The following is a 21912-nucleotide window of genomic DNA, read 5'->3' on the forward strand; positions in this document are numbered from 1 at the left end:
CCTCAGAGGGGTTCGACCGCGTCCGCGAAGGCCGTGAGGGCGGACCGCGTCCCGTCCGAGCGGCCGGGCAGGTCCTGCTCCGTCCAGATGACCTTGCCGTCCCGCGTGTACCGCGTGCCCCAGCGCTCGCTGAGCTGGGCCACCAGGAACAGCCCGCGCCCTCCCTCGTCGGTGGTGGCGGCGTACCGCAGGTGCGGGGCGGTGCTGGTGCCGTCCCACACCTCGCAGGTCAGGGTGTGGTCGTGCAGCAGCCGCACCCGCACCGGCGCGCAGCCGTACCGCAGGGCGTTGGTGATCAGTTCGCTGAGGATCAGTTCGGTGGCGAAACCCAGTTCCGACAGGCCCCACTCGTCGAGCTTCTTCGCCGCGGCGCTCCGTACGGCGCCGACGGCGCTCGGGTGGCAGGGCACCTCCCAGTGGGCGACGCGGTCGGGTCCCAACGTGCGCGTCCGCGCGATGAGGAGCGCCACGTCGTCACTCGGCCGGAGGGGCAGCAGGACGTCGAGCACCGCCCGGCAGCTGTCCTGCGGGTCGCGGCCGGGATGGCTCAGCGCGGCGCGCAGCAGCTCCAGCCCCTCGCCGATGTCCCGGGTCCGCTCCTCGACCAGCCCGTCCGTGTACAGGACGAGCTGGCTGCCTTCCGCCAGCTCCACCTCGGCGGTTTCGAACGGCATGCCGCCCAGTCCCAGCGGGGGTCCGGCCGGCAGTTCCATGATGTCCGTGGTGCCGTCGGGGGCTACCACCAAGGGCGGCAGGTGGCCCGCCCGCGCCACGGTGCAGCGGTGGGACACCGGGTCGTAGACGGCGTAGAGGCACGTCGCCCCCAGCAGGCCGCCGTTGGCGTCCTCGCCCTCCCCGTCGTGGTCGATGCGCTGGACGAGGTCGTCCAGCCGCGCGAGGAGCTCGTCTGGCGGCAGGTCCAGGGAGGAGAAGTTGTGCACAGCCGTGCGCAGCCGCCCCATGGTGGCCGCGGCGTGCAGGCCGTGCCCGACGACGTCTCCGACGACGAGCGCGACCCGGCCGCCCGGCAGCGGGATCACGTCGAACCAGTCCCCGCCCACCCCGGACTGCGCGGGGAGGTAGAAGTGCGCCACGTCGACGGCGCTCTGCTCGGGCATGGCACGCGGCAGCAGGCTGCGCTGGAGCGTGACGGCGAGCGCGTGTTCGCGGGTGTAGCGGCGGGCGTTGTCCATGCTGACCGCCGCCCGGGCGACGAGCTCCTCGGCGAGTGACAGATCGTCCTCGTCGAAAGGTTCGGGCTTCTCCGACCGCCAGAAGTTGACGACGCCGAGCACCACGCCCCGGGCCTTGAGCGGGGCGGCGATGAGCGAGTGGATGCCGTAGTCGACGATGGCCTGCGCCCGCGGCGGGTCCTGGGCGTGCCAGCCCGGCGCGTCGGCCAGGTTGGGCACCAGCTCCGCTTCGCCGGTGCCGTAGCCGCGCGCCTGGGGGGTCGACGGCAGGAAGTCGATCAGCTCGCCACGGGGGTAGAGGGGGTGGTCGGAGCGGATGCCGCTGACCGCGGTGCGCCGCATGTCGGCGCCGGGGCCGGGCTCGTCGCCGTCGAGTACCGGGTCGGCCAGGTCGACGGTGACGAAGTCCGCGAACCGGGGGACGGCGACGGCGGCGAGCTCCTCGGCGGTGCGTTTCACATCGAGGGTGGTGCCGATGTCGACCCCCGCGTCGTACAGCAGCTTGAGGCGTCTGCGGGCCGTCTCGGCGCGGCTGGTCAGCACCCGCATCTCGGTGGAGTCGCGGATGGTGACCGCGGTCCCCTCCTGCCGGCCACCCGGGTGGGTGGGCCGCTGGTTGACCACCAGCAGCCGCTCTCCGGCCTCCAGCACCTCGTCGGTGGCCTCCCGGCCGGACAGCAGCAGGTCGGCCATCCGGCGGTCCAGGCCCGGTACGTCCGCGATGTGCCGCCCCTCGGCGTCCTCCGGCAGCCCGAGCAGCCGTCTGGCCTCGTCGTTCGCCAGCAGCAGCCGCCCTTCGCCATCGGTGATCAGCACCCCTTCGCGGACCGCGTGCAGCACCGCGTCGTGGTGCTCGTACATGCGGGTCATCTCCTGTGTGCCGAGCCCGTGGGTCTGACGGCGCAGCCGCCGGCTGATCAGGGCCGTGCCGGCGGTGGCCAGGGCGAGGCCGGACGCGCTGACCAGGAGGATGGCCGGGAGCTGGCGGTCGACCGCACCCGCGACGTTCTCCACGGTCAGACCGGCGGAGACCAGCGCGACGACCCGGCCGTCGGCGGAGGTGACCGGCACGACGGCCTGGATCTCCTTGCCGAGGGGACCTTGCACGCTCTCGGTGTGCGTCCGTCCGGCGAGCGAGGGCTCGATGGTGCCGACGAAGGGTTTGCCGATGCGGTCCGGCTGGGGGTGGGTGTAGCGGATGCCGCGGGTGTCCATCACCACGATGAAGTCCACCCCGGCGTCTTTGCGCGTCGACTCGGCCAGGGGTTGCAGGGTCGCGGAGGGATTGGGGCCGCGCAGTGCTTCCTGGAGGCCGAGGGAGTGGGCGAAGGTCTCCGCGACGGCCACCGACCGGTTGCGGGCCTCGCGGTCGATGTCGTGCCGTGACTGGAGCACCAGGGCCAGGAGGGTGCCGACGGCGAGCAGCACCACGACCGCCACCTGGAGGACGAATACCTGTCCGGCGACGCTCCGGGATCGGTTCCCTATGGTCCGCACCGACGCGGCCGGCACGGAGGAAGAAGGGTCACGAGCCATTTGTAGCACTTACGGACGGGCGCGGGCGCGCGGGCGCGCCGACTGTTACACCGCCCCTGCTCACGCGTCTCACCTTCCCTGCTCACGCGTCTCACCGCCCTTGCTGGCGCTTCGCCGCCGGCCCGGGCCCACCGGGGCCGCCGCCGGGCCCTCAAGCATCCCGGCGGCGCACGGGCGGCTACGAACGCCAGGGCGGTGCTGGAGGCCGCTGCGGGCCGCTCTCAGCCACCGCCGGAGCTCAGCCGTGCCTCGACGCGGCCGTCCTTGACGCGGGTCTCGAACGCGGGCTGGGGGGCGGTGGCGGGGCCCTTCACGTTCCAGCCGTCGGACAGGCGGAAGGTGCTGCCGTGCCAGGGGCAGCGGACGCAGCCGTCGACGCTCTCGCCCTCGTAGAGGGGGCCGCCCATGTGACTGCACTGGCCGGCCAGTACCCGTACGGTCCCGCCCTCATCCCGGACGATCACGACGGGGACCTCGTCCACCCGGCCGCGTACGGGACGCCCCACCGGAAGGTCGGCCACCGGGCCGAGGCCGTGCCACCCCGGCGTGACCTGGTCGGGCACCTGCTCGGCATGGCTGGCTCCGGCGGCCAGGCGGTAGGCCAGGTGTCCGCCCAGCGCACCGCCGAGGCCGACCACCGACAGGCCGGCGAACCCCCAGGCCCTGCCGCGCGCGAAGCGGCCGCGCGATCTCGCCGCGAAGGAGGCCCCGTACAGCGCCACCGCGCCCAGATTGGCCGCGGCGTGCACCAGCCCCACCCGCATCTGCGGCCGGCGCAGCTCGGCCCAGTCGGCCCAGCCGGCCCACGCCGCGGGCACCGCGGCCACCAGGCCCACGCCGACCAGGGCGCGCGCGGCCCGGCGCTGTCCGGGCACCAGGTCCAGCACGGCGGCGGACATCCACGTGCCGAGCGGCAGCTGAACGAGCAGCGGATGCACCGGGTGCCCCAGCCAGCGGCCGTGCAGGACGTCGCGGCCGCCGCCGAGGGGCACGGCGCGCACGGCCGCGCGTACGGCGTCGATCAGACGGTCGGCCCTGGGAGATCCCTCAAGGCGTTCCATCGTCCGCAGGACGCGGCCGGGCCCCGTCCTGGAGGGCAGCGCTCGGTGCGCCGCGCCGGCAATCCGTCCGAGCGTCCCAGAGGTTTTCATTCCACGCATGTAACCGCCACGAGTCGTGATGAAACGGATGGGCTATCCCGGTGCGACCGTCGGCCGCCCGCGGGTACGGCGATCACTCCGCCTTCGCGGTGAGAGCGGAGTAGCCGAACTGCATGGCGTCCGCCGCGGCCAGGGCGGTGAGCGCACCGGTTGCCGTCTTGGTGGCCCGCGGCCACATCAACTGCGCGCCGGTCAGGGTGGTCACGATCCACACGCTGAGGCAGAAGGGGCAGCTGACCAGCTCCCCCACCGTCTTCCTGCCGGTGCTGTGACGCGGTGTTTCGTTGAGTTCGGCCGGCGCGCCCGGTGATTCGACCTCGGTGAAGGGCGCCCGGATCGGCCGGGTGATCGTCGCCTTGCCGATCAGGCGGCTCAGCCGGAAGGTCGCGGTCGCGGTGAGCAGCAGCTCCCACGGCGCCGGGGGCACCGGCACGGCGCGGCCGCTGCGGCGGACCAGCACCGCCCAGCCGGCTGTGTAGCCGCCGAACACCGCCATCGCGGCCATCCGGCCCGCGTGCGGTCGCAGACTTCGTAAGGTGTTCATCGGTTTCCTCTCCGGCGTACGGACGACTGTGGGGGCCGTGCGGCGGTGACGGCGCCCCTCACCTCGCCCCGGCGGGCCGAAGGGCGGCCCCGGGGGCGGTGCGGCTGACTGCGGCGCGGCCCACCACCACGCGGGTAGCGAGTTCAGGTCAGGGCGCTGTGCTCTGGGTCGTGATCAGGTCGATCAGTGCCCGCATACCGCCTGCGGCCAGGGCCCGGCGCTGCCGGTCGGCGGCGGTCCCGTCCTGTAGGAGCCGGTGGACGAGGGAGGCCACCTCACGGGTGTCTCCGGCCTCCTCCAGAGCCGGCCCGATGTGCTGCATGAGCATGTACAGCACGTCGCCGGCGCTCCGGCGCCTGCCCTGCGGGTCGACCAGGGGCCCGCTCATGCCGTGCCGGGCGGCCTGCCAGGTGGCGGCTTGCAGTATCTCCTGGGAGCACTCGGGGACGGGCGCCCCGGCTTTGGCCTCCTGGATGGCGGTGGCGACCAGCGCCCTGATGAGGCCGGCGAACATGACGGCGTCGTCGGCCCGCAGCTGGACGTCGGTGCACCGGATCTCGACGGTCGGGTACGTCTCCGACAGCCTGGCCTGCCAGTACAGCTGCCCGGCGTCGGTGATCGTCCCCGATTCCAGGAGGGCCTCCATCCGGCGTTCGTAGTCCGCGACGCCGTCGAAGACGGGCGTGGGGCCGGTCACGGGCCAGCGCCCGAACACCAGGGTCCGCCAGCTGGCGAAGCCCGTGTCATGGCCTTCCCACAGGGGCGAGTTCGCCGACATCGCCAGCAGCGTGGGCAGCCACACCCGGACCCGGTTCAGGACCTCGACGCCCATGGCCCGGTCGGGGACGCCGACGTGTACGTGCATGCCGTTGATCAGTTGCTCGTCGACCAGGCGCGGGGCGTAGGTCTGCATCTTCAGGTAGCGCGTGCTGCGCGTGACGGGTACCGGCACGGCGTCCTTGACCGGGGCGGTCGCGGTGGCGGCGACGCGGCAGCCGATCTTCTCGGCGGCGGAGCCGAGCGCGTGCCGCAGGCGCAGCAGGTGGCCGCCCACCTCCCCGAGGTCGCTGCACACCGGCGTGGCGACCTCGATCTGCGCCTGCAGGAGTTCGGTCTGCAGTTCGGCCGCGTCGGTGGCCGGGTCCAGGCCGGCCGCCGCGCGCACTTCCTCGATGCGCGGGACCGGTATCCCGGTGACGGGATCGACCAGCAGATACTCTTCTTCGACCCCGATAGTGATCATCATCTATAAGCCCCAAGGACAGTGCGGTACGGGCGTCGTGCCGCCTGCCCCCCGCCGGCGGGCCGCAAACGAGACTGGCCCGATGGCATCACACCGGGTGCGCAGGACCGGCGCGACACACCGCCGCGGCCACCGCACGGGCCATCGGTCGCCCGGGGCGAAAACGGCCGCCACGATCGGCACCGCGATCGACACCACGACGGATGGGCCGGTCAGGGGCTTACGCCGCACCTCTCGGGGCAGGCGCCAAGAGCACGATGCGTAACGCAGACCCCCAGTGGAGTGGGGGCCGCACGCCGAGGAGCAGTGAAGACGATGGTGAACAGGAACGGGATTGCCGGACGGTGTTGGGACTCCGGGTCACGGCCCTGCCGTCCGGAGCGACCGGCAGGTGCCGCATGTGCGGTCTGAGCGGGGAGATACGGTTCGACGGCGGCCGCCCCGACCTCGCGGCGGTCGAACGGATGACCGACAGGCTGGAGCCGCGCGGGCCCGACGGCAGAGGCCTGTGGTCCCAGGGGCCGGTGGCGCTGGGGCACCGCCGGTTGAAGATCATTGATCTGTCGGAGCGGGGCTCCCAGCCCATGACCGATCCGCACCTGGGCATCACCGGAGTCTTCAACGGCTGCATCTACAACTACCGCGAGCTCCGCACCCGGCTGGAGGGCGTGGGGTACCGGTTCTTCTCCGGATCCGACACCGAGGTCCTCCTCAAGGCGTACGACCGGTGGGGCACGGACTGCGTCCAGCACCTGTACGGAATGTTCGCCTTCGCCGTGGTGGAGCACGACAGCGGGCGCACGGTCCTCGCCCGCGACCGCCTCGGCGTCAAGCCGCTGTACCTGGCGCAGGACCGGGACCGCCTGCGCTTCGCCTCGACCCTGCCGGCGCTGCTGGCGGGCGGCGGGGTCGACACCTCGCTCGACCCGGTGGCCCTGCACCAGTACCTGAGCTGGCACGGCACGGTCCTCGCGCCGCGCACCGTGCTGGCGGGGGTGCGCAAGCTCGCTCCCGCGACGGTCCGCGTCATCACACCCGACGGCGCCCATCACGACCACCGCTACTGGCAGCCGTCCTACACGCGCCGGCCGGGGTTCGGTTCGGACCCGGAAGCCTGGCGCGAGGCGGTGCACGACGCCCTGCGCACCGCCGTGCGGCGCCGGATGGTCGCTGACGTTCCGGTGGGCGTGCTCCTGTCGGGCGGTCTCGACTCCAGCCTGCTCGTGGCCCTGCTCGCCGAAGCGGGGCAGGGCGAGCTGGCCACCTTCGCCATGGGTTTCGAGTCCGAGAGCGGCGAGGACGGCGACGAATTCGCGTACTCGGACCTCGTCGCCCGGCACTTCTCGACCGCCCACCACCAGTTCATGATCCCGTCGGACCGGCTTTCGGCGGCCCTGGAAGGGGCCATCGGGGCGATGAGCGAGCCGATGATCAGCCACGACACCGTGGCCTTCCACATGCTGTCCGAGCAGGTCTCCAAGAAGGTCAAGGTGGTCCTGTGCGGGCAGGGCGCCGACGAGGTGTTCGCCGGGTACCACTGGTATCCCGGGATAGCCGCCGCGGAGCGCGGCGGCGCGTCCGACGCCTACGCGGACGTGTACTTCGACCGCCCGCACGCCGATCTCACCCGCATGCTGCGGCCGGGGGCGGCGCCGGACCGCGACACCTCGAAGGAGTTCGTCCGGGCCCACATGGCGGCCCCGGGCGCCGAAAGTGCCCTCGACGCGGCGCTGCGCCTGGACGTCCACGCGATGATGATCGACGATCCCGTCAAGCGGGTCGACAACATGACGATGGACTGGGGTCTGGAAGCCAGGGTGCCGTTCCTGGACCACGAGCTCATCGAGCTGGCCGCCGCCTGCCCGCCGGAACTGAAACTCGCCGACGGGGGCAAGGGGGTGCTGAAGAGCGTGGGCCGCCGGATCCTTCCCCGGCAGGTCGTGGACCGGCCCAAGGGGTACTTCCCGGTTCCGGCGATCCGGCACATGGCCGGCCCGGTCCTGGCGCGGGTCCGCGAGGCCCTGTCGGCTCCCGAGGCCCGCCGGCGCGGGATCTTCGACCAGGCGTACGTGGCCCGGTTGCTCGCGGCGCCCGACGTCCACCGTACGAAGCGCGGCGCCAACACGCTGTGGCAGGTGGCCTCGCTGGAGATGTGGCTGCAGGCCCACGGCATCGACTGACCGGTGGGAAAAACCCGGACCGGTGGGAGACACCCGGAGAATGCCCGATATGCCGTTCGAACACCCCCGGTCGGCGGGGGCACCGGCGCCCTGGCGGACCGCTGCTCCCGCCGGTTCCGCGATCGCGCCCGCTCCGCTGCCCGTGCGGGTGCCCGATACCGGCGGAGCCGATCCGCCGACCGTCCTGACCGTCCACGGATGCTGGTACCCCTCGGCCGACCCCACGGGCGAGCACGTGGCCTTCATCTGCGACCGGGCGGGCGTTCCCCAGCTGTGGGCGGGGCCCGCCGCCGGGGCCGGGGCGCACATCCTGGACTCCGACCCCGACCCGGTGACCGAGGCGTCCTGGTCGCCGGACGGGCGCTGGATCGCGTACACCTCGGCTCCCGGCGGCGGCGAGCACACGCGGGTGCTGGTGGTGCGCCCCGACGGGACCGGACGCCGGATCCTCGCGGGCAGCGAACCGAACGGCTCGGCCCACCTGGGCTGCTGGTCCCGCGACGGGTCGGCGCTGGCCGTCACCGTCGCCCAGTCGTCCGCCTCCGCCCGAGCCCACCGAGGGGCGGGCCACCTGGGCGCGCAGCCGGGCGAGCAGCCCGCTGCCGCGATCCCGGGCGGCCTGTGGGCCGAGCGGGACGGGCACGCCACGCTGCTGGGCGCCGCGCCCGGCGACCCGGGAGCGCCCAGTCGTCTCGGTCCGCGCCCGCGGCTGACCGTTCCGCCGCAGGAGCCTCCCGCGGCCGATGAGGCGCGCGGCGGCGGCCTGGCCGCCTACCTGGTCGACCCGGACGGCAGGAACGCGCCCGTCCTGCTGTTCGACGAAGCGGGCGCGGCCTCCCTGCGCGTGTGCGACCTGAGCGCGGAGGGCCGGTTCGCGCTCGTGCGCCGAGGGCCGCGCGGCCGGCGGGAGGCCCTCGTACGGGACACCGCCCTGGGGCGCACGGCCTTCGCCCTCCCGGTGGCCGACGGGGACCCGTGGATCGGCCGGTTCTCCGCGGACTCCTCCACCGTGTGGCTGCGGAGCGACGCGGGCCGCGAGTTCGCGGCGCTCCTCGCGGCCCGCCTCGGCGAGGACGGCGAGGTCCGGTCCGTGTCCGTGGTCGCCGAGCGCGAGGCGGCGGCCCTCGACCTGCTCAGTCTTCCGGGTCACGGGCAGTGGGCGTTCCTCGCCTGGAACACGCACGGCGCGAGCGAGCTGGAGCGGGTCACCCTGGCCGCCGGCGACGGCCAGGACGCGGCTGCCGCCTCCGCGCACCGGCTGCCCTTGCCGCACGAGGTCGTCACCCGCATCGCGCCGGTGGGGGGCGGCGGCCTGTTCGCGGCCGTGTCGGGTTCGCAGCGCAGGCCCGGCGTCTGGCGGTTGGAGGACGGGGCGCTCCCCGCGCGCACCGGCTGGACCGCCCGGGACGAGGAGGCGGCGCCGCCCGGACACCCGCCCGTGCGTCCCTTTCCACTGCGCTGCCGCGCCCGCGACGGGCTGACGCTCGGCGGCTGGTACTACAAGGCGCCGGAGCGCGAGCCGGGCGGGGCGGCCCCGTGTGTGATCCACCTCCACGGCGGGCCGGAGGAGCAGGAGCGACCGGTGTTCAATCCCCTCTACCACGAGTTGCTGGGCCGCGGATTGGACGTCTTCGCCCCCGACGTCCGGGGCTCGTCCGGATGGGGGCGCTCCTTCGTGGACGCCGACCTGGGCGCCGGCCGGTTCGCCGCGATCGATGACGTCGCGGACTGCGCGGCGCACGCCGTTGCCGAGGGATACGCGGATCCGCTGCGGCTCGCGGTCATGGGACGTTCGTACGGCGGCTATCTCGTCCTGGCCTCGCTGGTGTGGCATCCGGAACTGTTCCGTACGGGTGTCGCGGTCTGCGGCATCTCCGACTTCGCCACCTTCTTCGCCGGCACCGAGCCCTGGATCGCCCAGTCGGCCGCCGCCAAGTACGGCCATCCGGAGACGGACCGGGACCTGCTGCGCATGCTCTCGCCGATGAGCCGCATCGACCAGCTGCGCGTACCCCTGCTGACCGTTCACGGCGAGCACGACACCAATGTGCCGCCGACCGAATCCGAGCAGGTGGTACGCGCGGCCCGCGAACGCGGCGTACCGTCCAGCATGCTCACCCTCAGGAACGAGGGGCACGAGTTCCTGCGGGCGGACAACCGCCGCCTCTACCGCAAGGCCGCCGCCGACTGGCTGGAACATCACCTCGGCAGCGGTCCCGCGCACCGGCCGCCGGGCTGAGGGCCGCCGCCGTACGAGTTTTCCTCCCCGCGCTGCGGGCAGGCGCCCATCGGCTCCCGCAGCATGTCCCTCAGGAGCGAAGGAGCGGAGCGATGAACGAGCCCACGGAACGGCGCCCCGACATGGAATCGCCTCTCGAACGGGTCACCGGCGAGAAGGACGTACCCCCGCAGGAGGAGAAGGCCCAGGAGAGCGGACAGCACCCGCAAGGAGAACGGGGCCGCCGTGGCACCGACCCGGAAGTCGGCAGCCCGGGACCGCAATCGCAGGACCCGGCATCCGGTTGAACTGTCCGGTTGAACCGAGCGCCTACTGCGGCTGCTCCGGCCCGGAGGGGCGGTCCGGCCCCGAGCCGGATACCGAGCCTCCGGGCGCGGACGCGTCGTCCTGGTCGATGACGTCGCGCTTGTCCGCTTTGCCCCAGTCGAGGGCCGCGATCTCGGGGTAGTGCAGGTCGAAGGCCGGTGACTCCGAGCGCACCCGGGGCAGGGTGACGAAGTTGTGCCGCGGCGGCGGGCAGGAGGTCGCCCACTCCAGGGAGCGGCCGAAGCCCCACGGGTCGTCCACCTCCACCCGCGGGGCGAACTTCGCGGTCTTCCACACGTTGTAGAAGAACGGCAGCGTCGAGGCCCCCAGCAGGAACGCCCCGATCGAGGAAAGGGTGTTCAGCAGGGTGAAACCGTCCGCGTGCAGGTAGTCCGCGTAGCGGCGCGGCATGCCCTCCGCGCCCAGCCAGTGCTGGACGAGGAAGGTCAGGTGGAAGCCGATGAACAGCGTCCAGAAATGGATCTTCCCCAGCCGTTCGTCCAGCAGGGTGCCGGTCATCTTCGGCCACCAGAAGTAGAACCCGGCGAACATGGCGAAGACGACCGTCCCGAAGACCACGTAGTGGAAGTGGGCCACCACGAAGTACGAGTCGGTGACGTGGAAGTCCATCGGCGGCGAGGCCAGGATGATGCCCGTCAGCCCGCCGAAGAGGAAGGTGACCAGGAAGCCGATCGACCACAGCATCGGTGTCTCGAAGGACAGCGACCCCTTCCACATCGTGCCGATCCAGTTGAAGAACTTCACCCCGGTGGGCACCGCGATCAGGAAGGTCATGAAGGAGAAGAACGGCAGCAGCACGGCCTGCGTGGCGAACATGTGGTGCGCCCACACCGTCAGCGAAAGCCCCGCGATGGCCAGCGTGGCGCCGACCAGGCCGATGTACCCGAAGATCGGCTTGCGCGAGAACACCGGGATGATCTCCGTGATGATCCCGAAGAACGGCAGCGCGATGATGTAGACCTCGGGATGCCCGAAGAACCAGAACAGGTGCTGCCACAGCAAGGCCCCGCCGTTGGAGGGCGAGAAGACCTGCGAGCCGAAGCGCCGGTCCGACTCCAGGACCAGCAGCGCCGCCGCGAGCACCGGGAACGCGAAGAGCACCAGCACCGAGGTGAGCAGGACGTTCCAGGTGAAGATCGGCATCCGGAACATCGTCATCCCCGGTCCCCGCAGGCAGATGATGGTCGTCACGAAGTTCACCGACCCCAGGATCGTGCCGAACCCCGCCAGCGCCAGCCCCATGATCCACATGTCCGAGCCGACGCTCGGACTGCGCTCCACACTGCTCAGCGGGGTGTAGGCCGTCCAGCCGAAGTCGGCGGTGCCCTGGGACGTGACCAGACCGGCGACCACGATCAGGCCGCCGAAGAGGAACAGCCAGAACGACAGCATGTTCAGCCGGGGAAAGGCCACATCCGGCGCGCCGATCTGCAACGGCATGATCGCGTTGGCGAAACCGGCGAAGGTGGGCGTCGCGAACAGCAGCAGCATCACCGTGCCGTGCAGCGTGAAGACCTGGTTGTACTGCTCGTTGGAGAGCATCTGGAGTCCGGGACGGGCCAGCTCCGCCCGGAGCAGGAGAGCCAGTACCCCGCCGAACACGAAGAACGCGAACGACGCGATCAGATACAGGTGCCCGATCTTCTTGTGGTCGGTGGTCGTGATCCAGGAGACCAGCACGGTCCCCCACCCGCGCCCCCGCACCGGAATGGGGGTCACGGGTTCAGTCGACGTCACCATGTACGGTCCCTTGTGCGAAGCCCGGTGGTACCCGGTGGATGCGGGAGCAGGTCTCTTCCCGGACGGCCCTCGCCCCCTCCCGTCTTCCGCCGGCCTTCCTGTCTGCCTCCCTGTCTACCTCCGGCCCTGCGGGAATCCCGCTCACCCCGCGGTCGCGTACGGGTGATCTCTCGTGCCGCACACCGGCCGCGCTCGGTGGTACCGGGCTGCGCCGGCCCGGCGGGCCGTCAGCTCGGCGGTTGGTCGGCGGAGATGACGTAGTAGTCGAGGACGCCCTCCCGGTAGGCGCGGAGGAAGTTGCGGGGCCAGGTGCCCGGCTGCCACAGGCGCGCCAGCCAGCGGTCCCAGCCCTCCCAGACGTCCGGTCCGATGGAGGCGGCGCGTACCCGGGTCAGTCCGGCCCCGGTGAGGGCGTCCGTGAGGCCGGCGGCGGGGCGGGCGATGTCCAGCCCGCTGGCGTAGGAGTCGAGCAGTTCCGCGAGCCGCTCGGCGCGCTCCGGGGCGTCGTCCACGGTGAAGAAGCTGGCGATCACCGCGCGCCCTCCGGGGCGCAGCACGCGCGCCGCCTCGCGGGCGAAGGCCGTGAGGTCCGGGAAGTGCTGGGCCGCCTCGACGCTGTAGAGGCAGTCGAACTCCCCGTCGCCGAAGGGCAGATCCTCGGCCGCGCCCTGGACGAAGGCGAGCCGCTGCGGCCGCGCGTCCAGCAGGCGGGCGTTGGCCTGCCGGGCCCGCTGGAGCTGCTGCGGATGGATGTCCATGCCGGTGACGTGCTCGGGTCCGTACTCCTCCAGGGCGAGCGCGCAGCCGATGCCCAGCCCGCAGCCCACTTCGAGTACGCGGCGGCCCTCCACGGCCCCGGCGGTGTCCAGGACGTGCCGGTAGAGGTCCTGCTGGCTGCGGACCCGGTCGTCGTGCGAAAGGGATCCGTCGAGGCCGATACCGCGCCAGTAGCCGAAGTTGATGAACCCGCCGGCGAAGACGGGCACCGCGCTGAGGTCGTCGGGCCCGTACGTCTTCTCCACCGCGGGCCGCATGGTCTGGACGGGCCTGCGAGCTTCGCTTGCCAACGCGCCACCTCCCGGGACACCGGGGCGCCTTGCCGCCGGTGGCACAAGTGTGGCCCCCCGGACGGCGCGTGGCGGGCGTCTCGCCCAAGCCCGCACCGATCGGGTGCCTACTGAGCCTGTCCCTACCGCATCCGGTCCTTACTGATCCGGTCCTACTGATCCGGGGCGCGCCTGCCCAGAGCGATCGTCGTGCTGAGGAGGAGCAGGACCGCGGCATACAGAGCGGCCCTCGTCGGCGTGGTCCCGCCCTCCGCCGCCGGGGACACCCGGCCCTCGGGGTCGTAGGCCACCCGCACTTCCTCACCCTCGGCGGCGATGGCCCGGTCGTCCTTGAGCTCGGTGGGATAACCGCCCGGGCAGCGCAGCAGGAAGCGGTACAGGGTCTTCTCGGGGGGAGCGCCCTCCCCGAAGGAAGGCTGCGTCTTGGTCTGGACCTCGCGTACGACACAGGTGGCGACTTCGCCGCGCGCCGCCGCCTGGTCCACGGCCACCACCGTCACCAGCAGCCCCAACCCGAGGAAGAGCGCCCCGAAGAAGCCGCCGCTGCCGCCGATGTGGATGTAGTACCCCGCGCAGGCCACCACGACCAGGACCGCTCCGCCCGCCACGGCGACCGCGGCCGACGGCGGCGAGGAGCCGGCGTAGTACCAGTGGGCCCAGCCGAACAGGGCCGCCACGGCGACGAGCGGTACGGCCCAGCCGAACGGCCGCCTCTGCGGCTCCGTCTCCGACAACGACACCACCCCGGCGGGAAAGACGGCCACCGTCCCGTCCCGGTTGCCCCCGAGCCGGCAAGAGCCGAGGGAAACGCGCTAGCCGAACCACGCGTGGGTCGACAGTTCGGGGCGTATCCCCCGCTCGACGCGGCCCAGTACGACGGCTGAGGAGATCAGACCCACATGGCTCAGGCCCTGCGGGAAATTGCCGAGGAAGGTGTGGTCACCGGGCTGGATCTGCTCGGGCAGGAGCCCCGTGGGCCCGGCGTAGGAGCACAGGCGCTCGAAGAGGAGACCGGCCTCCTCGACGCGTCCCTGGCCGACCAGATTGTCCACGAGCCAGAAGCTGCACAGCAGGAAGGCACCTTCGGGGCCGCCGATGCCGTCGGGGGAGACCTCCGGCAGGTAGCGGTAGAGCAGGCCTCCGCCGGCGTCCAGGCGCTCGGCGACGGCCCGGCAGGTCGCGGCCATCTTGGGGTGGTCGGCCGCCACGACGCGTCGTAGCGGCAGGGCGAGCAGGGAGGCGTCCAGACCGCCGCCGGGGCCGAGGTGTTCGGTCAGGGCTTCCTGCCGCGGGTCCCAGGCATCGGTCAGGATGCGGTCGGTGATGTGCCGCGCCCGGCTTTCCCAGACCTCGGGCCTGCCCGGCAGGGACAGGCGGCGGGCCAGGCGCGCGGCGCGGTGGAGGGCCACTTGGCACATGGCCGCCGAGTAGGTGAAGGGCCTGGGGGCGGCCCGCACTTCCCAGATGCCGTGGTCGGGGCGGGCCCAGGCCGAGCCGGCCCGCTCGGTCAGGTCACACAGCCGCTCCCACAGCCCGGGCGGGAGAGTGCCCCCGGTGGCCGCCCACTGGAAGGCGCAGTCCAGGATCTCCCCGTAGGCATCGTGCTGGACCTGTTCGGAGGCGGCGTTGCCCCAGCGCACCGGCGCCGAGTGGCGGTAGCCCTCCAGGAGCGGGTCCGTCACCTCGGCGGGAGGCGGTCGGCCGTCGATGTCGTAGACGACTCTGGGGCCGCCGGAGGAGTGGACGGCGTCCAGTACCCAGGTGACGAAGCCTCCGGCCTCCACCGGGAGCCCGATCCGGCGCAGTGCGAAGACGGTGTAGGCGGCGTCGCGTATCCACGCGTAGCGGTAATCCCAGTTCCTGTTTCCGCCGATCCGCTCGGGCAGTGACGAGGTGGCAGCCGCGACGATGGCGCCGTTCGCCACGTGGTCCAGCATCTTCAGCGTGATGGCCGACCGCCGGACGAGGGCGCGCTGCGGGACGTCGTCGAGCAGGTGCTGCGTCCAGCGCCGCCAGGCGCGCACCGTCTCCCGGAAGGGGTCGTTCGCCGCGGGCACCGGTGCGGGGGCCGTGGCCTCGTTCCCCCGCATCGCGGTCTCTCCCTGAGGTGCGTCCTTCCCCAGGAACGTCTCGTCCCAGTGGAGGGAGAGGTGGAAGCGCTCGCCTGCCGAGAGGCTCAGCGTGCCGGTCGGCCCGGGCAGCGGCCGTGAGGACCGCAGGGTCACCGTCACGCCCTGGAGCGGGCAGGTGAGCCGTACGGCCAGCGGATCGCCGCCGGCGCGGACGGTGGCTCCGCCGCGCGGCTGGAGGGTCACCCGCAGTTCCACCTTGCCCTGCACGACCTCGACCTGACGCAGGAACGTGCCCGTTCCCGCGGGAGTGTCGTCCTCAAGAACCGCCCCGGGCCGCAGCAGGAAGGCGTCGGTCACCTGCACGGCTCCCTCGGCCGACCGCATGTCGGTCACCAGCACGCCCGTGTCGGGTATGTAGTGCTGGCGGGCCTCCCGAAGGCCGTCGGGGGCCAGGACCATCTCGCCGCCCCGGTTGCGGTCGAGCAGGGCGCACACCAGCGGCGGCGAGTCGAACCGCGGCAGGCACAAGAAGCCCACCGTGCCGTCGAGCCCCACTACGGCGCAGGTGGATCCGTCACCGACGAGGCTGTGGTCTTCGATCGGCAGGTACCCCTGCCGGTAGGCCGGCGGCCGCCACTCGCTCATGCCCGGCCTCTACCCTGCTGCCCTCCCCCGACTCGGGAAGGGGCCCCCGAAACGCCCAGCCCTTGGCGGTAGGAGATCCGCGGCGAAAAGTGGGTAGCCGGACAGCATGAGCGAGCAGAACCAGAGCGAGCAGAACCAGAGCGAGCAGAACCCGAGCAAGGACGTGGCGGACTGGGTGACCGGAGACGAGCCGGCCACCGGACCACAGCTGAGTTACCTGCACACCTTGGCCAGGGAAGCGAGCGAAGAGGTCCCCCCGGATCTCACCAAGGCCGAGGCATCGCGGATGATCGACCGCCTGCAGCAGGCATCGCCGCGCACGGGCGGTTCCCCGGACGCCCCCGGGAAGGGCCCCGACGCCTCGGACGAGACCGGGCGGTAGAGCAGCACCGCGGACAGGGGGTGCGCCTCGGCGTGGCCCTGCCCGTGGAGCCCGCGCCTGACGGCTGCCGTACGTACGGGCGGCAGCCGTGCGCGGTACGGGGGCGGCGCGCCGTGCGGAGGTGTCCCGGCTGACCGCGCGGGTCCGTACGGCGCCATCGCATGGCTGGCCGCCATCCGGCCCCGCGCGCAGGTGTCACGGCGTACCTGCGGTCGACGGCTCCGTCCGGGCGCCCGGGCGGAACCGAGTCATACGAGGCTGTGCGGTATGCGGGGCGCCAGGGCGCGCAGTGGCTCCTGCGGCTGCGGGTCGGAGACGGCCAGGCGGCTGAACGGAGCGGTGGCGCCCAGTTCGACGCACAGCACCGGCGTGTCGGCGCGGACGGCGACGAAGTCCTTCACCTCCCCCAGGTGGCGGACACCGATGCATCGCCGTGCTGGGATCCAGACCCCTCTGCCGCAAGAACCCCTCAGCACACGCCACCAGTCGGGCTGGATGTACACCCGACGCAGGGCGTGCAGCGGGACCGTCACCTCACGGCGGCGCGCGAGGATTTTCTCCCACCAGGACAGACGCACCACGATGTAGGGCTCCCGCACCACTACCCGTGCCATGGCTCGGCTCCCTTCGACGGGGAATCTTCGGGCGCTCACGCGCCGCGGCCAGCTGCTCCGCCACGGTCTCGACCCCGCCCGGGGGCGACTCCGTGAGGGGCCGGCGCCGTACGGGGGCGGGCGCCGTACGGGGGCGGGCGCCGTACGGGGCGGGCGCCGTGAACCCGGTCCGGTCATCGCCCGCGCAGGCGGCGCAGGAAGCGGCGCAGGCGCCGCAGCACTTGCCGGACCAGTCTTCGCACCGCGTGCCCAGGCCGCCACCCGTGGCTGTCGTGGGTCGTCAGCGGCTCCTCGGGCATCAGGAAGCGGCGGTATCGGGCGTCGGGGGTCACCAGGGAGCAGAAAGGGGTGTGCCCCATGTCCTCGACGAGGATGGTGAGGGGCTGCGGCGGATCGGTGGGCAGCTCCGCGTGCAGCACCGTGCCGTGCCGCTCGGGCTTACGGCGGTAGGCCACGACCTTCCCGTCGACCAGGACCTCGATCTCGTGCCCGGGCCATTCGAGGAGAACCGTGACGGAGTGGCCCTCCAGATCGACGTGGAAGCGACGGGTACGGGCCATGACCGCCTCCGGGACCGCGGGACGTCTCTTTCCCAGGCTTTTCCGCTGCGGAATGTCTCTTCCAGATTATCTGCGGTCCCCTGCGCCCGGTAGCGGCGACGTCCGGGGCGGCGCCTCCCGTGCCACGCCGCTCCGGCCGTCCGGCGGCGAACGGCGTAGGGTGAGTGTGGCGTACGGAGGACCGGGCAGATATCGGCTGGGATGGGCTGCACCACCGGCCCACATGTCATCGAGGACCGCCATTGCTCACCTACGCCGTAGACCAGGGCGTTCTGGTCATCTCCCTCCACGGTCCGATCGACATCGGCAACCGTGCCGCCGTGGCGCTGTCGATCGAGAGCCTCGTGCACGCCCACCGCGCCGACTACGTGGTCCTGGAGCTGGCGGCGGGCCCCCCGTCGGTCGCCGCGATCAGTGTGGTCCACCGTGCGTACCGGCTCTGCACCGCTGTCGGCGCCTCGCTGGCCGTGGTCACGTCGACGGACGAATCGCGGCGTCTGCTGGGAATCGGCGGCAGCCGGTCGACGCCCAGGGTCTACGCGTCCACCGCCCAGGCGATCCTCGCGAAACCCCGCCCCGGCTCCGGCCTGGCACAGGACGCGGCCCGCCCATGACGACCGGCGGAGATCCGAACGCATCCCCTTCCGCGGACCCGGGCGGGGGCCGGACCCCCTCGGCTCCGGACTACGCCGGCATGCTCAGGAACCTGCTCAGGGCGAGCCACCTCGCCACCTTCGAGCAGCTCCCCGCTCTGGTGGCGGAGCACGCCGCACGGGCCGGCTTCGCCCCCGTCCGCTTGTACCTGTCCGACCTGCGCGAGGACACGCTGCGTGAAATCACCGGCCGGGGAATCGACGCCGGGCGCGGAGGCCAGGAACTGCGCATCGACGCCACCCTTGCCGGCCGTGTCTTCCAGAGCATGCACGGACTGAGCGGAACCACCGGCGGCCAGCCGTTGCAGTGGCTGCCGCTGCTGGACGGCACCGAACGCCTGGGCGTCATGTCCGTGGGCACCCGGCAGGAGCCGGACCAGGAAGCCCGGGAAGCCATGAACGACCTCGCCTCACTGGTCGGCATGCTCGTGGTCGCGACCCGGTCCCACAGCGACTCCTACGCCCGCCTCACCCGTGTGCAACCGATGTCCGTGTCAGCGGAGATGCAGTGGACCCTGATGCCGCCGCGCACCTTCGCCGGCCCCCGCGTCACCATCGCGGCCGCGATGGAACCCGCCTACGCCACCGCCGGCGACGCCTTCGACTACGCCCTGGCAGCCGACACCGTGCACCTGGCCGTCTTCGACGCGATGGGCCACGACACGGCCGCCGGACTGACCGCGAACCTCGCCATGGCCACCTGCCGCAACCAGCGCCGCCAGGGCATGGGCCTCAGCGAGGCCCGCGACGGCATCGAAGCCATGCTCATCGAGCAATTCACCCTCGACCGCTACGCGACCGCGGTCCTCGCCGATCTCGACATGGTGACCGGAGTGCTGTCCTGGATCAACTGCGGCCACCCGCCGCCCATCCTCATCCGGTCCGGGCGCTGGATCACCGCGCTGGACCGCCCGCCCACCCATCCGCTGGGCACTGACCTCGGCCTGCCCGCAGAGGTCTACCGCGAGCAGCTCGAACCGGGCGACCGCCTCGTCCTCTACACCGACGGCATCACCGAAGCCCGCGACCGCACCGGCCGCGAGTTCGGCCTCGACCGCTTCGTCCAGTTCGTCATCCGCCACCAGGCCGGTGCCCTGCCCGTCCCGGAAACCCTGCGCCGCCTCGTCCGCGCCGTCCTCGACCACCACGACGGACAGCTCGGCGACGACGCCACCGTGCTGCTCTGCGAATGGCACGGCCATGAGGGCCCGCCCCTCGCGGAAACGCTTCGGCCCCTCGCCGATCCCTGAGCCCTCTCCACCCGCCAACGCCTACCAAAGGGACCGGCGTCGCCACGACGGACCAGGCCGGTCCCCCGGCCTCGTCCGTCCGCCGACCGGTCACCCCTGTCGCTCCGTCACCCAGCCGCTCGGGCAGCCGGCCCGAGGAGCCCTGCCCGGTCAGCGGCGCGCAGCCACTCCCGGGCATCCATGACGGCCTGCTTCTTCTGCGCCTCGGTCAGCGCCTCCCAGGAACGGGCGGCGCCTATGTGCCACACGGACTCGTGGAGGACCTGCTGGTGCGCCTTGGCAAGGGTGAGCACCCGCGGATCACCGAGTTCGATGTCTTCCATGACCGTTTCCTCTTCATCCCTTCGACACATGCAGCTCAACGATTACAACTCAACGAATACGGCTCAACGAACGCACAGCACGGGCACGGGGTGGCCGGCCCGGCCGCCCGCCTCTGTCTCGTCTACCCACTTCCCCCGCCGGCTTCACCGCCAGGGGGACGACCTGCGTCCGCCCCACGTCGTGCCCGGCGGCTCAGGAGGCGGCGTGGTGCCCGGCCGCAGCGGGAGGGCCAGCAGCATCCCGGTGACGAATCCGGCCACGTGCGCCAGGTAGGCCACCGTGCCGACCTCGGCGACGACTCCGCCGTAGGAATAGAGGGCCTGGAGGACGAACCACATCCCCAGCACCACCCAGGCCGGCAGCCTCAGCGGCAGGAAGACCAGGAAGGGCACGAGCACCCACACCCTGGCCGTCGGATACAGCACGATGTAGGCGCCCAGTACTCCCGCGATCGCGCCCGAGGCGCCGATCAGCGGAGTGGCCGACGAAGCGTTGGCCAGGGCGAAGCCGTATGCGGCGACGTACCCGCACACGAGGTAGAACAGCGTGAACCGGAGGTGGCCCATCCGGTCCTCGACGTTGTTTCCGAAGATCCACAGGAAGAGCAGGTTCCCGAGCAGGTGGACCCAGCTTCCGTGCAGGAACGTCGCCGTCAGCACGGACAGCGGCGGGCTCTTCTCGTACGCCGGTGGACCGACCACGCAGCCCGGGCCGGCCGGACCCACGGCCGCCTCACCCGTCGGCACCAGCCGGGGCAGGCGCTGTTCGATCAGTTCCCGCGGAATCGCCGCCCACCGCTCCAGGAACGCCTGGAGCTCGCACGCCTGGGCGAGCGAGGCCTCCCCCGCCACCGAGCCGGCCAGGCCGGGCGTACGGAGGAAGGCGAGGAGGTTCACGGTCAGCAGGGCGTAGACCACCCATGGCACGCGCCGCGCCGGATTGACGTCATGAACCGGAATGACCACGGGACGGTCCCTCCCTCACCAGCTCGAACGGCCTTGACGCGGGCCACCCGCCACAGTCCACGGCCCCACAGGTACGAGTACTGGCCATTCTGCGCCGTACGGTGCCGCGGTGGCGCGGTGGCGCGGTGGCGCGGTGGCGCGGTGACCACGCCACCGGAAGATTTCAGCAGCCGCCCGCGCAGGTGCAACCGCCGCTCCCCCCGTACCCGCCTTCGCCCGGGCCACCGCCCCCCGCGTCGCCGTGGCTCTCCCGGCCGCCGTGGTGGGAGGATCCGGCGGGCGCCCCGGATCCGCCGGGCCGCTGGCGTGGCAGCCGGGGCGGCTCGTGCGGGCTGGGCCACTGCCCCGAGGTGACGGCCGACCACCACTGGGCGAACGAAGCACGGGTGCCCGGCACGGAGCACTCGTCCACCACCGCCTTGCAGGAGGCCGCCTCCCACTCGACCACCGCCACACCGTCCTGCGACAGACCGAGCAGCGCCTCTTCCAGGGCCTGAGCGGTCAACGGCTGCCCGGACCGCCGCGCGCTCGACGGCAGCGCCCGAAGGGCCGGAACGTCATGGCGGAACACCCGCGCCGTGGCCGCCTGCCGCTTCGGCCCCTCCGTCACGAACCAGCCCCACACCGCCTTCTCGCCCAGCTCCGCGTACCGCTCCCGCACCGCCCGCTTCCTCAGCTCCTCCCGCCGCCGCTGCCGCTGCCACTCCTCGGTGCGGCGCCCGCGCTCCGCGCGTCCGGCTTCCAGACGGCGCGCGATCTCCTCGTACACGGGCCGGTACACCTCGGTGGCGGCGGCGGTCCGCTTGCGGTACTCCGCCTCGGCCCTCTCCGCCCTGCGCCGCCCTCCCGGCAGCCGCCGTAACCAGGTGCGCCCGCGCGCCCGGTGCAGCTTCGCCGAGGCCTCGCCGACCTGCTTGCGGTACGCCCGCCCCGCGGCCTGCCACCGCAGCCGTTCCTCCTTGGTGCCCTCCACGAGGTCCCGGCCCAGCGGTTCGCCGTGCCGGCTGCTGAACTCGTCCACGTAGAAGGACGGGTGCACGACATCCGGGTCCACGGCCGAGCCCGGGCGCCCGTCACTTCCCACTCTGATCAAGATCGGTCCACTCATGACCGGACCACCTCCCCCCTGCCAACATCCCCGGCAAGCTCCGGCAGGGAACATGTCCGAGCGCCGCCGCGCGAAGGCCGGCGGCCCCCGGACCCGGCCGCTGGCGGTCG

19 protein-coding genes are annotated in these 21912 nt (G+C 72.5%); 6 read left to right on the top strand and 13 right to left on the bottom strand.

The window, feature by feature from the left end; translation table 11 throughout:
- Window positions 1-2: 2 nt before the first annotated feature.
- The 4 genes from ACWDX7_RS25270 to ACWDX7_RS25285 all read right to left on the bottom strand — a co-directional run bounded on the left by ACWDX7_RS25270 (window position 3) and on the right by ACWDX7_RS25285 (window position 5676).
- A complete protein-coding gene (locus ACWDX7_RS25270; RefSeq protein WP_451492071.1) occupies window positions 3-2633 on the bottom strand; it encodes a SpoIIE family protein phosphatase in 2631 nt (876 codons plus the stop codon).
- Between the two features lie 317 nt (window positions 2634-2950).
- Complete coding sequence (locus ACWDX7_RS25275; RefSeq protein WP_451492072.1) at window positions 2951-3790, bottom strand: Rieske 2Fe-2S domain-containing protein; 840 nt, start codon at window positions 3788-3790, stop codon at window positions 2951-2953.
- A 172-nt stretch (window positions 3791-3962) separates the two neighbouring features.
- Window positions 3963-4433 (bottom strand): DUF1360 domain-containing protein, encoded by a 471-nt coding sequence (locus tag ACWDX7_RS25280; RefSeq protein WP_451492073.1) that lies wholly within the window; start codon window positions 4431-4433, stop codon window positions 3963-3965.
- Window positions 4434-4581: 148 nt separating this feature from the next.
- On the bottom strand, window positions 4582-5676 hold the full coding sequence (locus ACWDX7_RS25285; protein ID WP_451492096.1) for a carboxylate-amine ligase: 1095 nt from the start codon (window positions 5674-5676) through the stop codon (window positions 4582-4584).
- Window positions 5677-6074: 398 nt separating this feature from the next.
- Here ACWDX7_RS25285 and ACWDX7_RS25290 point away from each other — a divergent pair, with 398 nt between their 5' ends.
- From ACWDX7_RS25290 to ACWDX7_RS25300, 3 genes are all read left to right on the top strand, one after another.
- On the top strand, window positions 6075-7856 hold the full coding sequence (locus ACWDX7_RS25290; protein ID WP_451492074.1) for an N-acetylglutaminylglutamine amidotransferase: 1782 nt from the start codon (window positions 6075-6077) through the stop codon (window positions 7854-7856).
- Between the two features lie 49 nt (window positions 7857-7905).
- Window positions 7906-10095: a S9 family peptidase gene (locus tag ACWDX7_RS25295; protein WP_451492075.1), complete on the top strand. Its 2190-nt coding sequence runs from the start codon at window positions 7906-7908 to the stop codon at window positions 10093-10095.
- 92 nt (window positions 10096-10187) lie between these two features.
- The gene (locus tag ACWDX7_RS25300; protein WP_451492076.1) at window positions 10188-10382 is read left to right on the top strand and encodes a hypothetical protein; all 195 of its coding nucleotides are present in this window, start codon (window positions 10188-10190) and stop codon (window positions 10380-10382) included.
- Window positions 10383-10404: 22 nt separating this feature from the next.
- Here the strand turns inward: ACWDX7_RS25300 and ctaD are convergent, their stop codons facing one another.
- The 4 genes from ctaD to ACWDX7_RS25320 form a co-directional block, all read right to left on the bottom strand.
- Window positions 10405-12162: an aa3-type cytochrome oxidase subunit I gene (ctaD, locus tag ACWDX7_RS25305; protein WP_451492077.1), complete on the bottom strand. Its 1758-nt coding sequence runs from the start codon at window positions 12160-12162 to the stop codon at window positions 10405-10407.
- A 227-nt stretch (window positions 12163-12389) separates the two neighbouring features.
- Entirely contained in the window at window positions 12390-13229 is an 840-nt protein-coding gene (locus ACWDX7_RS25310) for a class I SAM-dependent methyltransferase (RefSeq protein ID WP_451492078.1), read from the bottom strand.
- Between the two features lie 152 nt (window positions 13230-13381).
- The gene (locus tag ACWDX7_RS25315) at window positions 13382-13993 is read right to left on the bottom strand and encodes a hypothetical protein (RefSeq protein WP_451492079.1); all 612 of its coding nucleotides are present in this window, start codon (window positions 13991-13993) and stop codon (window positions 13382-13384) included.
- 48 nt (window positions 13994-14041) lie between these two features.
- Complete coding sequence (locus ACWDX7_RS25320; RefSeq protein WP_451492080.1) at window positions 14042-15946, bottom strand: glycoside hydrolase family 15 protein; 1905 nt, start codon at window positions 15944-15946, stop codon at window positions 14042-14044.
- A 106-nt stretch (window positions 15947-16052) separates the two neighbouring features.
- Here ACWDX7_RS25320 and ACWDX7_RS25325 point away from each other — a divergent pair, with 106 nt between their 5' ends.
- Window positions 16053-16328, top strand: a complete 276-nt coding sequence (locus tag ACWDX7_RS25325) for a DUF3072 domain-containing protein (RefSeq protein WP_451492081.1) — start codon at window positions 16053-16055, stop codon at window positions 16326-16328.
- A 248-nt stretch (window positions 16329-16576) separates the two neighbouring features.
- On the opposite strand, the gene ACWDX7_RS25330 is transcribed toward ACWDX7_RS25325, so the two are convergent.
- Both ACWDX7_RS25330 and ACWDX7_RS25335 read right to left on the bottom strand, forming a co-directional pair.
- Window positions 16577-16942, bottom strand: a complete 366-nt coding sequence (locus ACWDX7_RS25330; protein WP_451492082.1) for a hypothetical protein — start codon at window positions 16940-16942, stop codon at window positions 16577-16579.
- A 173-nt stretch (window positions 16943-17115) separates the two neighbouring features.
- Window positions 17116-17502 carry a hypothetical protein gene (locus tag ACWDX7_RS25335; RefSeq protein ID WP_451492083.1) on the bottom strand — a complete coding sequence of 129 codons (387 nt, stop codon included), beginning with the start codon at window positions 17500-17502 and terminating at the stop codon, window positions 17116-17118.
- Window positions 17503-17744: 242 nt separating this feature from the next.
- Between ACWDX7_RS25335 and ACWDX7_RS25340 the strand changes: the two genes are divergently transcribed.
- The gene (locus ACWDX7_RS25340) at window positions 17745-18116 is read left to right on the top strand and encodes an STAS domain-containing protein (protein WP_451492084.1); all 372 of its coding nucleotides are present in this window, start codon (window positions 17745-17747) and stop codon (window positions 18114-18116) included.
- 80 nt (window positions 18117-18196) lie between these two features.
- A complete protein-coding gene (locus ACWDX7_RS25345) occupies window positions 18197-19405 on the top strand; it encodes a PP2C family protein-serine/threonine phosphatase (RefSeq protein WP_451492085.1) in 1209 nt (402 codons plus the stop codon).
- 107 nt (window positions 19406-19512) lie between these two features.
- On the opposite strand, the gene ACWDX7_RS25350 is transcribed toward ACWDX7_RS25345, so the two are convergent.
- The 3 genes from ACWDX7_RS25350 to ACWDX7_RS25360 form a co-directional block, all read right to left on the bottom strand.
- Window positions 19513-19728 carry a hypothetical protein gene (locus ACWDX7_RS25350; RefSeq protein ID WP_451492086.1) on the bottom strand — a complete coding sequence of 72 codons (216 nt, stop codon included), beginning with the start codon at window positions 19726-19728 and terminating at the stop codon, window positions 19513-19515.
- Between the two features lie 144 nt (window positions 19729-19872).
- Window positions 19873-20694 carry a rhomboid family intramembrane serine protease gene (locus tag ACWDX7_RS25355; protein ID WP_451492087.1) on the bottom strand — a complete coding sequence of 274 codons (822 nt, stop codon included), beginning with the start codon at window positions 20692-20694 and terminating at the stop codon, window positions 19873-19875.
- Window positions 20695-20857: 163 nt separating this feature from the next.
- The gene (locus ACWDX7_RS25360; RefSeq protein WP_451492088.1) at window positions 20858-21802 is read right to left on the bottom strand and encodes a hypothetical protein; all 945 of its coding nucleotides are present in this window, start codon (window positions 21800-21802) and stop codon (window positions 20858-20860) included.
- Between the last annotated feature and the right edge of the window lie 110 nt (window positions 21803-21912).

This window comes from Streptomyces sp. NPDC003034, from assembly GCF_053591375.1.

What these genes read in the sequence shown, in the direction of transcription:
- ACWDX7_RS25345 (WP_451492085.1), top strand. Translation starts at nt 18,197, where the DNA reads ATGCTCAGGAACCTGCTCAGGGCGAGCCACCTCGCCACCTTCGAGCAG.
- ACWDX7_RS25350 (WP_451492086.1), bottom strand. Translation starts at nt 19,728, where the DNA reads ATGGAAGACATCGAACTCGGTGATCCGCGGGTGCTCACCCTTGCCAAG.
- ACWDX7_RS25280 (WP_451492073.1), bottom strand. Translation starts at nt 4,433, where the DNA reads ATGAACACCTTACGAAGTCTGCGACCGCACGCGGGCCGGATGGCCGCG.
- ACWDX7_RS25275 (WP_451492072.1), bottom strand. Translation starts at nt 3,790, where the DNA reads ATGGAACGCCTTGAGGGATCTCCCAGGGCCGACCGTCTGATCGACGCC.
- ACWDX7_RS25290 (WP_451492074.1), top strand. Translation starts at nt 6,075, where the DNA reads ATGTGCGGTCTGAGCGGGGAGATACGGTTCGACGGCGGCCGCCCCGAC.
- ACWDX7_RS25335 (WP_451492083.1), bottom strand. Translation starts at nt 17,502, where the DNA reads ATGGCCCGTACCCGTCGCTTCCACGTCGATCTGGAGGGCCACTCCGTC.
- ACWDX7_RS25300 (WP_451492076.1), top strand. Translation starts at nt 10,188, where the DNA reads ATGAACGAGCCCACGGAACGGCGCCCCGACATGGAATCGCCTCTCGAA.
- ACWDX7_RS25330 (WP_451492082.1), bottom strand. Translation starts at nt 16,942, where the DNA reads ATGGCACGGGTAGTGGTGCGGGAGCCCTACATCGTGGTGCGTCTGTCC.
- ACWDX7_RS25320 (WP_451492080.1), bottom strand. Translation starts at nt 15,946, where the DNA reads ATGAGCGAGTGGCGGCCGCCGGCCTACCGGCAGGGGTACCTGCCGATC.
- ACWDX7_RS25295 (WP_451492075.1), top strand. Translation starts at nt 7,906, where the DNA reads ATGCCGTTCGAACACCCCCGGTCGGCGGGGGCACCGGCGCCCTGGCGG.
- ACWDX7_RS25360 (WP_451492088.1), bottom strand. Translation starts at nt 21,802, where the DNA reads ATGAGTGGACCGATCTTGATCAGAGTGGGAAGTGACGGGCGCCCGGGC.
- ACWDX7_RS25285 (WP_451492096.1), bottom strand. Translation starts at nt 5,676, where the DNA reads ATGATCACTATCGGGGTCGAAGAAGAGTATCTGCTGGTCGATCCCGTC.
- ACWDX7_RS25325 (WP_451492081.1), top strand. Translation starts at nt 16,053, where the DNA reads ATGAGCGAGCAGAACCAGAGCGAGCAGAACCAGAGCGAGCAGAACCCG.
- ctaD (WP_451492077.1), bottom strand. Translation starts at nt 12,162, where the DNA reads ATGGTGACGTCGACTGAACCCGTGACCCCCATTCCGGTGCGGGGGCGC.